The 13,978-nt window shown below is 43.3% G+C and carries 14 protein-coding genes; 9 read left to right on the forward strand and 5 right to left on the reverse strand.

The genetic code is table 11. From position 1 onward, the window contains the following. Positions 1–2 precede the first annotated feature (2 nt). Both L2748_RS07740 and L2748_RS07745 read right to left on the reverse strand, forming a co-directional pair. On the reverse strand, positions 3–1,748 hold the full coding sequence (locus L2748_RS07740) for a GGDEF domain-containing protein (RefSeq protein ID WP_220778743.1): 1,746 nt from the start codon (positions 1,746–1,748) through the stop codon (positions 3–5). Between the two features lie 109 nt (positions 1,749–1,857). Further along, a complete protein-coding gene (locus L2748_RS07745) occupies positions 1,858–2,169 on the reverse strand; it encodes a prephenate dehydrogenase (RefSeq protein ID WP_220778742.1) in 312 nt (103 codons plus the stop codon). A 45-nt stretch (positions 2,170–2,214) separates the two neighbouring features. On the opposite strand from L2748_RS07745, the gene L2748_RS07750 reads away from it, so the two are divergent. Next, positions 2,215–3,099, forward strand: a complete 885-nt coding sequence (locus L2748_RS07750) for a TraB/GumN family protein (RefSeq protein ID WP_220778741.1) — start codon at positions 2,215–2,217, stop codon at positions 3,097–3,099. A gap of 142 nt (positions 3,100–3,241) precedes the next feature. After that, a complete protein-coding gene (locus L2748_RS07755; RefSeq protein ID WP_373317171.1) occupies positions 3,242–4,075 on the forward strand; it encodes a MaoC family dehydratase in 834 nt (277 codons plus the stop codon). 86 nt (positions 4,076–4,161) lie between these two features. On the opposite strand, the gene L2748_RS07760 is transcribed toward L2748_RS07755, so the two are convergent. Next, a complete protein-coding gene (locus L2748_RS07760; protein ID WP_220778738.1) occupies positions 4,162–5,052 on the reverse strand; it encodes an aldo/keto reductase in 891 nt (296 codons plus the stop codon). A 150-nt stretch (positions 5,053–5,202) separates the two neighbouring features. Here L2748_RS07760 and L2748_RS07765 point away from each other — a divergent pair, with 150 nt between their 5' ends. Then, positions 5,203–6,915, forward strand: coding sequence for a formate--tetrahydrofolate ligase (locus L2748_RS07765; protein WP_220778735.1), 1,713 nt, complete (start codon positions 5,203–5,205; stop codon positions 6,913–6,915). Positions 6,916–6,982: 67 nt separating this feature from the next. On the opposite strand, the gene L2748_RS07770 is transcribed toward L2748_RS07765, so the two are convergent. After that, a complete protein-coding gene (locus tag L2748_RS07770) occupies positions 6,983–8,599 on the reverse strand; it encodes a mechanosensitive ion channel family protein (protein ID WP_220778734.1) in 1,617 nt (538 codons plus the stop codon). A 176-nt stretch (positions 8,600–8,775) separates the two neighbouring features. Between L2748_RS07770 and L2748_RS07775 the strand changes: the two genes are divergently transcribed. Then, positions 8,776–9,114 (forward strand): hypothetical protein, encoded by a 339-nt coding sequence (locus L2748_RS07775; RefSeq protein ID WP_220778732.1) that lies wholly within the window; start codon positions 8,776–8,778, stop codon positions 9,112–9,114. A 124-nt stretch (positions 9,115–9,238) separates the two neighbouring features. Here the strand turns inward: L2748_RS07775 and L2748_RS24430 are convergent, their stop codons facing one another. After that, the gene (locus tag L2748_RS24430; protein WP_275974212.1) at positions 9,239–9,364 is read right to left on the reverse strand and encodes a hypothetical protein; all 126 of its coding nucleotides are present in this window, start codon (positions 9,362–9,364) and stop codon (positions 9,239–9,241) included. 243 nt (positions 9,365–9,607) lie between these two features. Here L2748_RS24430 and L2748_RS07780 point away from each other — a divergent pair, with 243 nt between their 5' ends. The 5 genes from L2748_RS07780 to L2748_RS07800 all read left to right on the forward strand — a co-directional run bounded on the left by L2748_RS07780 (position 9,608) and on the right by L2748_RS07800 (position 13,955). Then, positions 9,608–9,889: an ABC-type zinc uptake system zinc chaperone gene (locus L2748_RS07780; RefSeq protein ID WP_220778731.1), complete on the forward strand. Its 282-nt coding sequence runs from the start codon at positions 9,608–9,610 to the stop codon at positions 9,887–9,889. Positions 9,890–9,968: 79 nt separating this feature from the next. Further along, positions 9,969–11,195 (forward strand): hypothetical protein, encoded by a 1,227-nt coding sequence (locus L2748_RS07785; protein ID WP_220778730.1) that lies wholly within the window; start codon positions 9,969–9,971, stop codon positions 11,193–11,195. Between the two features lie 43 nt (positions 11,196–11,238). After that, entirely contained in the window at positions 11,239–12,105 is an 867-nt protein-coding gene (locus tag L2748_RS07790) for a metal ABC transporter solute-binding protein, Zn/Mn family (protein WP_220778911.1), read from the forward strand. Between the two features lie 93 nt (positions 12,106–12,198). Next, the gene (locus tag L2748_RS07795) at positions 12,199–13,008 is read left to right on the forward strand and encodes a metal ABC transporter permease (RefSeq protein WP_220778729.1); all 810 of its coding nucleotides are present in this window, start codon (positions 12,199–12,201) and stop codon (positions 13,006–13,008) included. Positions 13,009–13,226: 218 nt separating this feature from the next. Then, positions 13,227–13,955 (forward strand): 1-acylglycerol-3-phosphate O-acyltransferase, encoded by a 729-nt coding sequence (locus tag L2748_RS07800; RefSeq protein ID WP_220778728.1) that lies wholly within the window; start codon positions 13,227–13,229, stop codon positions 13,953–13,955. Positions 13,956–13,978 lie beyond the last annotated feature (23 nt).

Below are 13,978 nucleotides of genomic sequence, written 5' to 3' on the forward strand. Positions count from 1 at the left end.
TGCTATATTTCGGTTGCCATTTCGAGTTGAAAAAGGCTGAGTGAGCTCGCTGCTTGCTTAGCCTGTTTTTTTGCTTGAGCGCTGTATAGCGACAATTGTTGTTCATTACAATTCATGGTGATTTTGGGAGGTAAAATCCCGACACTTAATGAAATCAGCTCATGGTAGCAAAGCACTCCCTTTCTATCTTCTGCCAACATCTGCTGTTCTTGCCAATGTTTCTTTGAATAAAATAGTGACTTACTTGCTTCAAAGTCGCTAATAACCTGTTTAGCCTGCAGTTCAATATCAGCACTAGCGCTAATAATGACAAAGTCATCGCCGCCCACGTGGGCAATAAAATTGTCGCTGCTTTGCTGGCGCAATAACAAGTGCGATACGTCCATTATGACCTCATCACCACGGCAGAATCCGTAAATATCGTTATAGGGTTTAAAGTGTGATAAGTCGAAATAGGCCAAATAAAAAGGCTTCTTTTGCAGACGCAGTCTTTGTAGTTCTTCTTGGATGGGAATATTGCCGGGTAATCCTGTTAAAGGGTTGGCATGGCGGGCGACAGCAATTTTTTGTTCAGTAATTTTTGCCAGTAAATCTTTAGTGTGACCGATACCAAGCAGCTTTCCCTGTTTAAGGATGATGAATTGCTGGACAACTAAGTCGGTAGATTCATTGGTTAGGCGTTGGCTCACTTGAGAAATAGGCATGTCGGCGTCGATTCTAATCAGCTCAGCAGTCAATACCTCTTCAACCGTTTTATGTTCGTGTAACGCACGACCATAAGGTGTGCTAAATAGCTCGATTACCTGGCTTCTTAATACCATACCGATAACCTCATCTTGGCGCATTACCACCACGGCCTGAAGATTGGGGTGTTGGTTAAAAGTCTCACCAATCTTTTTGAGTTTACAGTCACTTTGGCAAGTTGTTGCTTTACTTGACAAGCTTTCCGCAGACTCTGCAAATCGGACTCTTTGAACAGGCACTTCGTTGTGTGTTGGCGCGAAGGGAATGTGGCGGTTAGGGCTGACTTGTGGTCGGCCAAGTAAAAATCCTTGGCAATAGGTTATACCGAGTTGTCTGAGTATTGCTAACTCGGCGTGTGTTTCAATGCCTTCGGCAATCACTTTGCAGCTTAAGTTTTGGCATAGGGCAATAATAGATCGAACAAACTCCTGCTTTACTGACGAGGTATCGATGGCTTCAATAAAGTGACGGTCAATTTTAACGTAATCTGGTGCTAACTCTGACCATAAACGTAATCCAGAGTAGCCGGCACCTAAGTCATCAATTGCGGTTAAAAAGCCCTGACTACGGTAATGATTTAAACATGACTTGAGCAGATCGATATCGTCTGCAGGATACTGCTCTGAGAGTTCAATCACCACTTGAGAAGGCTGTAAGCCAAGCTCCTGCACTATGCTTAATGTCAGACCGGTTGCATGGTTTGGCTCGAGTAATGCCTTAGGGGAGATATTTAAAAACAGCTTGCCGGGAAGTTGAGTGTTTTTATATTGTTGAATAGAGATCCGCCGACACAAGTTCTCGAGCTCTGATAAGCGCCCTTCATAGGCTGCAGTTTTAAATAATGGAACTGGTGAGTAGAGTGGACTATGCTCAGGGCCACGGCTTAATGCTTCAAAACCATAAACTTGGTGGGTTGAGATATTACAGATTGGTTGGAAAACCGCTTTAATTCTTTCCTTATCGATAATTTTGTCGAGTTCAAGAGCAAGATTGATAGCGGGCATGTATTTCCAACCAAAGTATGAATGAGGTCGAAAATTCTATGACACAGGTGTGACAGTTAGATGACAGAGAACAATCCATTAACAAACTAAAGATTGTTCTCTAAATCTGCTATTTAGCGTTAGATTTAAACGCCTGCATAGTTTGCAGTAGCAAAGCAAGTTTTGGTATGTAGCTTTCTAACGCTGTAGCAAGTGACTCAGGGGCTTGAATCATAGCCTCCATATCCGCTGCGAGTTCTTGTACGTATGGTGTAAAGCGATTGCTTTTGCTCTTAAAGCCTTCTGACGCACTAAAAATAGCATCGAACTTTACATGGCCGGCTTTTTTAAGCTCGTCGAGTCTAGCGTCAGCATCAATAGCTTGGCGGTAGGCGGTTTGCAAACTGGCTTTAAGTTGCTCGATAACCTGTGTGTGTGGCATAACAGCCTCTCAAATTGAAATTTTGCTGAATTATAAGGGGCAAGCATGATCGCAACAAGTGTCGTTAAGTGTTTATTAGCTATCACTGGATTCAGCCTTTTGTTTATTTCTGGAGAATCTGTAGCTAAATCTGAGTTTAAACAACCATTTTATCAGATTTCATATCAAGGGCAGGTGGGTTATTTACTTGGTTCTATTCATATTGGCAAAGCAAACTTTTATCCATTGCCCTCACAAATAGAAGCCGCTTTTGAACGTTCAGGCGCTTTAGTGGTTGAAGCCGATGTTAGGGGCGAAAATATTGCTGCTTTGCTGGCAAAATATGGTGGAAAAAAAGTCGCTATGGATAGTGAAACGCAAACGGTAATGGCGGGGTACTGCAAGGATAAGCAGCAACTGTGCGCAGCACTTGAAAATTATTCGCCTTGGTTGCAGTCAATGCAGTTAAGCATAGGTCGTTATGCTCAATTAGGCTACAGCGGCGAATACGGTGTTGATGCTGTTTTAGTGAGTCAAGCAGGTAGCAAACCTATATATGAGTTAGAAAGCACTGAGTTTCAGTTTAAATTATTATCATCGTTCGATGCAGGCACGCAGTGGAGTATGGTGACTGAAGCCATTGAGGCACCTGATGCCGATATGCTTGAGTTGATTTCAGCTTGGCGCAGCGGTAATGAAGCTGAACTTGCTGATTTGATGGAAGGCGAAATGATACGCCAGGGCGAAACTGACATGGTAGAAAAAATGCTATGGGATCGAAATAAAACTATGGCTCAACGCATCGTAGAGTTAATGCTCTCTCCTGATGCGGCGCAGCCATTATTCGTGGTAGTCGGTGCAGGTCATTTAGTGGGTAAAAAGAGTGTCCAATCCTATTTGCAGCCTTTTAATGTGACGATTAAAAACTGTTGGCAACAAAGTTGTGAATAAGTGCCATAGAGTCACAAGCTTAGGCATCATTTTTCGGTTAGCAGGTTTTGGTGTATAATGCGCCGCTCGATTTTTGGTTTCCCGTATCATTGTGAAGGGTTTTATTGGTTTGAATAAAGAATACAGTATCGATTTAAAGGCGTTGCCATCCCTATTTACGCTTTATCGCAAAATATTTTTTGGGCGTAAGCCAGGCTGGGATGAACAGCCACTGCCAATGATTAATATCATGACCTCAGATGTTACTTTGTCTGTAGATAAGGTAAACCAATATGCCAAAGTATGTGGTTTTGAGTTTGATGGCAAAACGCTACCACCAACTTACCTTTATGTGATGGCGTTTAGATTACATGCGGTTATTTTTACCCATGATGCCATTACCTTCCCGCTATTAGGCATGATCCATTTAAAAAACAGCATTACCCTGCACCGCAGTTGTCGTGTTGATGAAAAATTTGATATTCAATGTACGTTAACAACCAGTCGCATGACGGATTCTGGTCTTGAATTTGAACTTGTATCAAAAGCATTGGTTGACGGTGAGTTAGTGTGGGAGGCGTTATCTACCTACCTATACCGCATTGAGGGTAAGGGCAAACGAGTGCGCCCGCCTAAAGGCACTGATATGGCTTGGGATGACCCAGTAAGCTGGAGTTTAGCGGAAGATCTTGGGCGTCGTTATGCCAAAGCATCGGGCGACTATAATTTGATCCATCTGCATCCAGTCATGTCAAAGCGCTTTGGTTTTGATCGTGTATTGGCACACGGTATGTGGTCAAAAGGGCGTTGTATTGCCGAGCTAATGCCAAGTATTATCGATAGGCCTTGCAAGATTGATGTAGCCTTTAAGTTACCGCTATTTATGCCAAGTAACGTGACTTTTGCTGCTGATCAACTTGACGGTAAAACAGTATTTGAGCTTAGAGATCAAAAAGGTCGTCGACCACACTTAAGTGGTGAAATCACTTATCTTTAAAAGTGATTTATGTTTGAACAGGATAACAAGGAAAAGGCGCAGTTAGCGCCTTTTTTAGTTTTAGCAGTTAGCTTTGAAATGTTAGCTTAAGGTACACCATGGCCAGTTGATGCCTGCCAAATGCTAAACCATTGCTGGCGAGTTAAACGGAGCTCAGTCGCTTTTACTGCGGAGCGAATACGTTCAATATTACCACTACCAATGATCGGATGCGGCTTACTTGGTAAGGCAAGCACCCAAGCATAAATCACCTGGCTGATATTCTCCGCGCCGACTTCATCAGCAATACTCGCTAGTGTTGATCTTAGTCTGATCGATTTTGGATCTGTGGCATTGAAGATGTCGCCGCCGCCCAAGCAAGACCAAGCCATAGGTTTAAGTTTATGTTGCTGGCAATGATCTAGGGTGCCATCGTGCAGTGCGCTCATATTACTCGGCGATATTTCGACTTGGTTACAAACTAACTTTTGCTCAACCCGTGATTGCAACAAGTCAAATTGCTGCGGGGTAAAGTTAGAGACACCAAAGTGCAGCACTTTACCTTGCTGTTGTAACTGCCCAAAAGCATGGGCGACAGCGTTAGCATCCATTAACGGATCTGGTCTGTGGATCAATAAGAGATCTAAATAGTCAGTCTTTAAACGAGTTAATGAGTTTTCTACACTGGCGATGATGTGCTCTGATGTGGTGTCATAATGATTGAGATAAACATCAGGATTATGATCGTTGACTAAGCGAATGCCGCACTTACTAATGATCTGCATTTTATCTCGCAGTGCGGGAGCTAATGCGAGGGCTTCGCCAAATAATTGTTCGCATTGATAGCCGCCATAAATGTCGGCATGATCCATACTGTAAACACCAAGATCTAAATAGCCTTGGATTAATGCTAAACGTTGCTGTGTATTTGTGTTCCTGTCGGCGGTTCGCCAAAATCCGGCGATAAATTGTGATAGCTGCAATGCAGTCTCTTGCATGTTGTTTCCCTACTTAACGGTGCGACTTTGTTGACGTAGATTGCAAAACGCTAAAATAGCGTTCGCTGACTATTTAACCTGTGACAGAGATCATCTATATTCCCCGTTGAAAGCCTACCCTACATAAAAAAACATCGTGGAACCATTCTAATGCTGTCAGATATTGAAATTTCGCGTCAACATACTTGCCAACCTATTAGTACAATCGCCAGTAAACTTGGGATTAATCCTGATGAACTGTCATTGCATGGCGCTCACAAGGCCAAAGTTTCTTTAGCGGTTACCAATCGACTTTCCAATAATAAAAATGCCAAGCTAGTCATTGTTACTGCAGTAACGCCTACGCCTTTTGGTGAAGGAAAAACGGTTACGACTATCGGGCTTACTCAAGCACTTAACCATAATGGTCATAAAGCTTGTGCTTGTATTCGTCAGCCAAGCATGGGACCAGTTTTCGGTACTAAAGGCGGCGCAGCGGGTGGTGGTTTTGCTCAAGTTGTGCCAATGGAAGAGCTTAATTTACACCTCACTGGCGACATTCATGCCGTGAGCAGTGCACATAATTTAGCCGCAGCGGCGCTTGATGCGCGTTTATTTCATGAGACTCGTTTGGGCGCAGACGCTTTTAGCCAAGAGTCAGGTTTGACTGCACTTAACATCGATGCAGACAATATCTTATGGCGTCGAGTGGTCGATCATAATGAGCGTAGCCTAAGAGAAATTAAAGTTGGCTATGGTGGGTTTAATGGCCCAGTGCATGAGTCTGGCTTTGATATTACAGCAGCCTCAGAGCTGATGGCGATTTTGGCGTTAAGTCGAGATCTCAAAGATCTACGATTACGCATAGGGCGTTTAGTGTTAGCGCTCAATACTCAAGGCGAGCCGATTACCGCAGAAGATCTTGGTGTTGCAGGTGCTATGACAGTCATTATGGCTGATGCGATTGAACCGACTTTGATGCAAACGTTATCGGGCGATCCTTGTTTAATCCATGCTGGACCCTTTGCCAATATCGCTCACGGTAACTCATCGATTATTGCAGATACTATTGCTGCAAAATTGGCTGATGTCGTGGTTACTGAAGCCGGTTTTGGCTCAGATATGGGCTTTGAGAAATTTAGTAATATTAAAGTCAGAGAGTCTGGCTATGCCCCTAGTGCTGCCGTTGTCGTTGTTACGCTAAAAGCGTTAAAAGCTAACAGTGGTATTGCATCAACAAACGACATTAATCAGCCTGACAACGAAAGACTGCAAGCTGGTTTTGCTAATCTTGAGTGGCACATTAATAACGTCAGTCAGTATGGCGTTCCGGTTGTGGTGGCGATTAACCGCTTCCCGACTGATACCGATGCCGAGCTTGAGTGGTTGATTCAACGTATTGGCCAAACTAAGGCGTTTGGCTGTGAAATCAGTGAAGCCTTTGCTAAAGGTTCTGAGGGCGCTATTAAGCTTGCTGAAATGGTTTATCGTGCAACTGAAACGCCATCGGACTTTAAGCTGCTTTATAACAGTGTATCTAGTTTAGAAGTTAAGTTAATGACGTTGGCTGAAGTTGGTTATGGCGCTGCAAGTGTTGCATTGTCAGATAAGGCAAAGAGCCAATTGGCTTGGTTAACAGAGCATCACTACAGTGGTTTACCAATATGTGTCGCTAAAACCCCAATGTCGATTAGCCACGATCCAGATATTAAAGGGATCCCAACAGGCTTTGAGTTGCCGATCACCGAGTTAAGATTAAACGCAGGTGCGGGCTTTGTGACGGCTTTAGTTGGACAAGTGATGACGATGCCAGGGCTAGGTATTAAGCCTGGTTATCTAAACATTGATATTAATGACGATGGCGACATTGTGGGTCTAGCTTAGCGGCGATTAAACGGATACAAAAAAGCCCCGGCAACCTAAGTTGTCGGGGCTTTTTTTCAGCTTAGAATTACTTTTCTAGTGCTGTTTGGTAAATATGTACATCGCGCTGTGGGAACGGAATGCTAATACCTTCAGCGTCAAAACGCATTTTAACGGTACGGGTAATATCCCAATAAACATCCCAGTAATCTTCAGGCTTAGTCCAAGGACGAACAATAAAGTCGACAGAAGACTCACCAAGCGTGTGTAGCTTAATTGTAGGCTCTGGATCTTTTAATACTAAAGGATGTGCCATTACGATATCGCGTAACACTTTTTCAGCGTGCTCGATATCATCGCCATAACCAATACCAAAAGTCAGATCCACACGACGTTGATGCTCAACAGTGATGTTGTTGATAGTATCGCCCCAAATCTTGTTGTTTGGCACAATAAGTCTTTGGTTGTCTAAGGTCTTAATCGTGGTTGAAACTAAGCTCATGTGGCTTACACGGCCTGTAACACCGCCGGCATTGATTAAGTCACCAACGTCAAATGGACGGTAAACGAGAATCATCATGCCCGATGCAAAGTTAGATAAGGTATCTTGCAATGCAAAACCGATGATCACACCCGCAATACCGAAACCAGCGAGTAGCGGAGCAAGCTCAAAGCCGAGCTGTGATAACGCAATAAGTAGACCCAGTGCGAACACCACTTTACCCGATAGCGAGATAAAGAAGTCTTGTAGCAGCATGCTAAATTTAAGCTTAGAGTTACTTACTGCTTTTTGAACAACACTTTTAGCTACTCTGCCTACAAGGCTAGACAGGAATAAGATCAAGCAGAAGATAATGAGCTTGAACATGATGCCTGCGCCATTTTCCATCGCTTGGTTCTTAGCGATAGTCATCCACTCAGCTAGCAAGTTACTTGCTACGTCAAAGTTCAGTACGTCTTGGGTGATGTCACCAGACACACTAAATAGTGTTTGCTTGTAAAGTGCAGTGTTTTGGCCGTAAGTATCTAAGATCTCAATCGTTGAATTTAGGCTGCTTGAGCTTTGGTCCAAGCGTTCTTTTAACTCAACAACTAATGACTTTTGATCTGCGCTAACATCTGCGCCAGCAATTTGCACATCGGCAACAGCTTGACTCAAACGCTCTTGGTTGTAGTAAACAAAGCTATTTAAGTCATCAGCACGAGAAGTTAATGCTGCGACAAAGGCTTTGCCTTCAACTTCGACATTTATGCCTGCTTTTTTTGCCCAAGATAGTAGTTCATGTTCAGAGGTGAATAACTTATCTTGTTCACGTTGGATCTGCATTAGACCAAGCATAATCTTACGATCGCTGCCTGGACCTGCTTCACCCATTAGCTCTGCTTTTTGCTTGGCAAAATAAGCTTCTACAGCATTGGTAAAGGCAAGTTGTTTAACAATGTATGGCTTTAAAAAAGCAACATCGGGGTTAGCCCCGTCCATTTGCTCTTTTAAGGTTTCTTGTAATAGGGCTGCATTGCGACCAATACGGTACTCAAGAAAGTTCTTAATTTCGCCTTTTGTGCTAGGCAGCGCTTTAACGTCATTATCAATTAATGACTGTATTTTATTCAGGTTATTCGCTAACTCAGTATTCTCTGCTGATGATGCAAAAGAGCAAAAGCACAAAATAATAAGTAAAAGTTTGGGGAGCAAATTTTGCATTTGGTGTTTCCGTTAGTTCCCAGGATCTAGTAATAATATTACGCCTTTTGAAAACTGTCGATTTGTTATTGTGATAGTGATAAGCAAAATAGCGAATATACAGATAAATCTGCTAAACTTTTGCGCCTAATATGACGGCAAGCTAACTGCATAAGCCTTTAAGAGAGAAAGTTCTAGTGATATGTGCCCATTGTTCTAAATCATTTGCGATAGATAAAATTGAAAACCAGCGCGGCAAAGGGTTAAACACCGAGATTGAATGTCCTTTTTGCCAAGCTTGGTTAGGTAAAAATGCGATGTTGTCTTGGGCTAAAATCGTCAGCTTCTATGCGGCTGTTATATTGTTTGCTTGGAGTTACTTTGATGAAGGAGCGCGAGCGATAGGTGTACCAGTAGCCATTTTTTCAATGATGTTAATGCTGGTGGTGCATCTAGTCGACAACTTGAAAGTCACTGAAGCGCCGGAAGTTGAAGAAGTGGATAACAGTGAGCACTTAAAGAAGTACCGCGACTAGAGGTTGGTACATGTGTGGTTGCTTGCGGAACAAAAATAGCGGCAGTTTTAGCTGCTATGTGAAATTACCTAGCAGCTAACATGAACTCTGATGGCAAATGGCCATCAGAGGCTTTTACAAAAGCTTAATCGATTACCTGTACTTGCGCTTCAAGTGCAGCTTCTACGTAATAAATTCCGCCTAGTATTGCGACAAAAAATAGCGTGGTCATGATGATAAGCTTTAGATTTGAGCGAAGAAATTCAAGCATGATAATTGCGCCTTTTAATAGATAAACTCTTGCCAAATATCACTTTGGATACATTTGATGCTAGTAATATTAGTGGTTAGAGCTTAAGACAGTATTAATTGCCATTCAAGTTTCAGTGATCCTAGTCACAAACACTTTGTAACGCTTTGAGTAAGTGCTTTAATATGAACAGGGCTTGACTTCATTTGTCAGCTCAATACACTTGTCGACGTTTTAACACATAAGGTTAACACTGTGATTCGAATGAGTAACGTAAAACAGAAACTGGTAATGGGGCTTGTTGCCGTATTCCTGTGCCTGTCGTTTGCGGCGTCCGCTCATAGTCTGAGTCATTTGGACGATGGCGCCAAAAACCATTGTACTCTGTGTTATCACCAACACCAGGTCAACAACCTGCTGCCCAGTTGTGAACTTAAGCTTGCCATTGAGCGTCAGGGCGTTGAAAGCCAAGAGTACTTCCTGCCAGTGTCATACTCACGTCATGTGAGTTTCTTTAATAGCCGCGCCCCTCCAGCTTCAGCGTAATTCTTTATCCCAAACAATAACTAAGAATTTTTTTAAAGTATTCCCACGGGGAAGGCTTAGCTGTATTTCGGAGAATAAAATGACTATATCAACTATGCGCCTATCAGGTGTAGCGGCAGCATGCGCGCTACTTTCAACTCAAGCATTGGCAAACGATCCTACATTAACGAATCCGGCAATTAGTGCGGTGTTAGATGGTTACTACCAAAGTGGTGAGCGACCGATGTCAGAGCGTGTTGAAGGCTTTGGTCTAGGGCATACAGAGCTTGCGATGAGCGCAAATATTGATGATATGTTTTACGGTAAATTAACCGCCGTGGTTGAGATGCATGATGGTGAAACTGAACTTGGTTTGGAAGAAGCCTTTATCCAAACGTTAGCTATGCCTGGGGGGCTATCAATTCGAGCGGGTCGCTTCTTATCGGATATTGGTTATCTTAACAATCAACATGTACATACCGATTCGTTTTCAGATCGTCCAGCCGCTTATCGTGCGTTTTTAGGTAGTCACTATTTTGATGATGGTGTGCGTTTAAGCTATGTGGCACCAACGGATCTATATTGGACCATGGGTGCTGAAGTGTTCAAAGGCGACAATATGCGTGCGGCTGATGAACACGGCGAGCGCGAGTTTGAAAACCTCGGTGTTTATACTGCCTTTACTAAAGTCGGTGGTGATGTGGGCGCTAATGGTTCATGGCAGGCTGGTTTAAGCTATCTACGTAATGAAAACGGCCGTATGACAGCTGAAGAGCATGGTCATGATGAACCTGTTGCTGACGATGGCCATGATCACGAGCACGAGCATAGCCACAGTGCTCAGTACACAGGTGAAAATACCTATGTAGCCGATTTTGTTTATAAGTGGGCACCTAATGGCAATTATAAATACCAACACCTAACCTTAAGTGGTGAGTATTTTAGAGTTACCGACTTTAAACCACTTGAAGAGCATCATGAGGATCACGATGGCCACGAAGAGCATGAAGAACATGGTCATGGTGAAGAGGTTAAAGACTATCAAGAAGGCTGGTATCTAAGCAGTGTTTATCAGTTCTCACCAAACTGGTCAGCAGGTGTTCGTTACGGTCAAGTTGATACCCAAATGATGCATGGCGATCATTTTGATCCGCAAAAATTGAAAGAGACCGAAGTGAGTCTTGCATGGCACCACAGTCATTTTTCTACTGTGCGTCTGCAATACACCAATCAGCAAGGGACTAACTTTGATGGTTTCGAAGATGACAACATCATCACCCTACAATATGTTATGACTCTGGGGGCTCACGGTGCGCATCAATTCTAAGCAAATTTTATCAAAAGGGGCACAAGCATTAACATTAGCGCTAATGCTAGGGGTGGCTAATAATGCGGTTGCCGGGTTAAATATTTTTGCTTGTGAGCCGGAATATGCGGCACTGGCAAAAGAGTTAGCACCGGATGCGAAGATCTATTCGGCGACGACGGCGATGCAAGACCCTCATCAAGTGCAAGCTCGTCCAAGTCTAATTGCTAAAATGCGCCAAGCGGATCTTGCGATCTGTGCCGGTGCAGACTTGGAAGTCGGTTGGTTGCCTATGTTGCAAATGAAGTCAGCCAACGCCAAAGTGCGCTCTACCGATCAAGGGTTGTTTTTTGCGGCAGATCAAATCGAAACCTTAGATCAGTTAGCTTCGGTAGATCGCTCTATGGGCGATGTACACGCGCAAGGTAATCCGCATCTGCATTTCGATCCGACTCGTTTGCAAGATGTGGCTACTAGCTTAACGGCTAAGTTGATCCAACTTGATCTTGCAGCCAAAGCTGATTATGAGGCGGCACTTGCCAGCTTTACTCAGCGTTGGCAAGCGGCGATTCCTCAATGGCAAGCTAAAGCTGCGCCATTGCAAGGCAGTAAAGTCATTGCTTATCACTCTAGCTTTAAATACCTATTTAACTGGTTAGGCCTAGAGCAAGTTGCTGACTTAGAACCAAAACCTGGGATCCCGCCTAGCAGTTCACATCTTGCTAGCTTGTTGAGCCGCACTAAACAAGGAGATATCTTGGCAATCATTACTGCCTCATATCAAAGTGAGCGTGGTGCAAATTGGTTAGCTGAGCGTTCAGATCTACCTGTATTAGTACTGCCAATGTCAGTGGGTGGTAATGAGCAAAGCGTCGATCTGTTTAGCCTTTACGACAGTGCGATTGATCTTTTGCTCAGTGCTAAGCAGTAGCAACTCAATAACCTAAGTGACTTAGGTGCCAAATAGGGCAGATCGTTAGCTTACGGTCTGCCCTGATTTATCAATGTTGATAAGAGTTTTGTTATGTTAGATCTCGATCTGCTATCTATTTTATTACCTGCTTTTGTAGCAGGTGTTTTAGTGTTATCGACCCACGTTGTATTGGGTCAGCAAGTATTAAAGCGTGGGATTATTTTTATCGATCTGGCGATAGCCCAAGTTGCTGCTTTAGGCGCGATTGTGGGTCATATGAATCACGATATTGAAGCGTTGCCGTTTTCACATGTGTGGATGCCGGCGATGTTTGCCATTGCAGGTGCAGGCTTTATTGCTTGGTTATCCAAACGTATGGCTGATGAGTTAGAGGCGATCATTGGTTGCTTTTACGTATTGGCGGCTGTCGCGGCAATGCTACTGCTGTCGAACGATCCTCATGGCGCAGAGATGCTTAAAGAGCTCATGTCTGGGCAAATACTTTGGGTGAGTTGGAGCCAGCTAGTGTTACCCGCCTGTCTTTATTTCGCTATATTAGCGGCATTGCTCTATAAGCCAGAACTACTCAGCGGCCGAGCTTTTTATCTGATTTTTGCTATCGTGATTACTTTGTCGGTTGAACTTGTTGGCGTGTACTTAGTATTTAGTAGCTTAATTCTGCCAGCTCTGGCAGTGAACCACTTTTATGGACGCTATAAACTATTCTGGGCTTACGTGGTTGGTTTAGTTGGCTATATTGCAGGTCTGGTACTATCGGCAAGTTTAGATCTACCAAGTGGCGCGGCAATTGTATCGACATTAGCTGTTAGTGCCATCGCCTTTAGATTCATTTTGAGTCTTAATAAGCAGTCATTGAAAGCTAATGGCGCTATAAGTAAGCAAACTCCACCGCAGGTCTGACCTTGCAGTGAGAGGAACTAGGCTAGAATCTCCCGAAAATTTGTAAGTGTTTAAAGTTTATTTAAGTCGTGTGGGCTAAAGTGCTGCGAATTTACTTTTGTGTAGTCTGTGTTCAGGCTACACGTGTAAACTATTGTTCATTGACATAAATCGTATTTATATTGAGTCGCACTTACTTGGTGGCTATACTGGCGCCAATTAAATCGCGGGAGATTATTGTGCTGTTAATCCTTAGATGTTTGATCTTATCAGTTATGCTGATTTTAGCTTTTGTTATCGGTGGTTTAGCTTGTATTTTACGTCCTCGCCACCGAGATAACGTACATATGTTCGCCAAAGTGTTTTCTTGGGCGGCGCCTGTATTAGGTATTAAAGTCATAGTACGTAATGCTAAAAAACAAACAGATAAGCCTTGTGTGTTCTTGGCGAATCACCAAAATAATTTCGATATGTTCACTCATACCGCTGCCGTACCTAAAGGCACTGTTAGCTTAGGTAAAAAGAGTTTGGCGTGGATGCCTCTGTTTGGTCAAATTTATTGGCTATCAGGTAACATTTTGATTGACCGTAAAAATCGCAGCAAAGCATTTGATACTATGGCGGCGACAGCGCGCAAAATTAAAGATAAGTGCTTGTCGGTATGGATTTTCCCAGAGGGAACACGTTCACGTGGCAAAGGTTTATTACCGTTTAAAGCGGGTGCCTTCTATACTGCGATAGCTGCAGGTGTACCTATGGTGCCAGTGCTTGCGTCAAATCAAGGTCATATTAAACTAAACCGTTGGAATAACGGCGTGGTGATTATTGAAATGATGGAGCCAATTGAAACAACGGGTATCGATAAAACGCAGGTTAAAGAGCTTTCTAAGCGAATTCATAGCATGATGTCGGAAAAGTTATCTCAGTTGAACCAAGAAGCTTCAGCATTAATGACTAAAGCGGTATAATCGGTCGCGAAATTTTTGAGGAG

It is taken from the genome of Shewanella sairae (assembly GCF_023283535.1).
GTDB lineage: Bacteria > Pseudomonadota > Gammaproteobacteria > Enterobacterales > Shewanellaceae > Shewanella > Shewanella sairae.

Coding starts and splice junctions, on each gene's coding strand:
- L2748_RS07760 (WP_220778738.1), bottom strand. CDS start 5,052: ATGCAAGAGACTGCATTGCAGCTATCACAATTTATCGCCGGATTTTGG.
- L2748_RS07780 (WP_220778731.1), top strand. CDS start 9,608: ATGAGTAACGTAAAACAGAAACTGGTAATGGGGCTTGTTGCCGTATTC.
- L2748_RS07750 (WP_220778741.1), top strand. CDS start 2,215: ATGATCGCAACAAGTGTCGTTAAGTGTTTATTAGCTATCACTGGATTC.
- L2748_RS24430 (WP_275974212.1), bottom strand. CDS start 9,364: ATGCTTGAATTTCTTCGCTCAAATCTAAAGCTTATCATCATGACCACG.
- L2748_RS07795 (WP_220778729.1), top strand. CDS start 12,199: ATGTTAGATCTCGATCTGCTATCTATTTTATTACCTGCTTTTGTAGCA.
- L2748_RS07745 (WP_220778742.1), bottom strand. CDS start 2,169: ATGCCACACACACAGGTTATCGAGCAACTTAAAGCCAGTTTGCAAACC.
- L2748_RS07785 (WP_220778730.1), top strand. CDS start 9,969: ATGACTATATCAACTATGCGCCTATCAGGTGTAGCGGCAGCATGCGCG.
- L2748_RS07790 (WP_220778911.1), top strand. CDS start 11,239: ATGCTAGGGGTGGCTAATAATGCGGTTGCCGGGTTAAATATTTTTGCT.
- L2748_RS07765 (WP_220778735.1), top strand. CDS start 5,203: ATGCTGTCAGATATTGAAATTTCGCGTCAACATACTTGCCAACCTATT.
- L2748_RS07770 (WP_220778734.1), bottom strand. CDS start 8,599: ATGCAAAATTTGCTCCCCAAACTTTTACTTATTATTTTGTGCTTTTGC.
- L2748_RS07740 (WP_220778743.1), bottom strand. CDS start 1,748: ATGCCCGCTATCAATCTTGCTCTTGAACTCGACAAAATTATCGATAAG.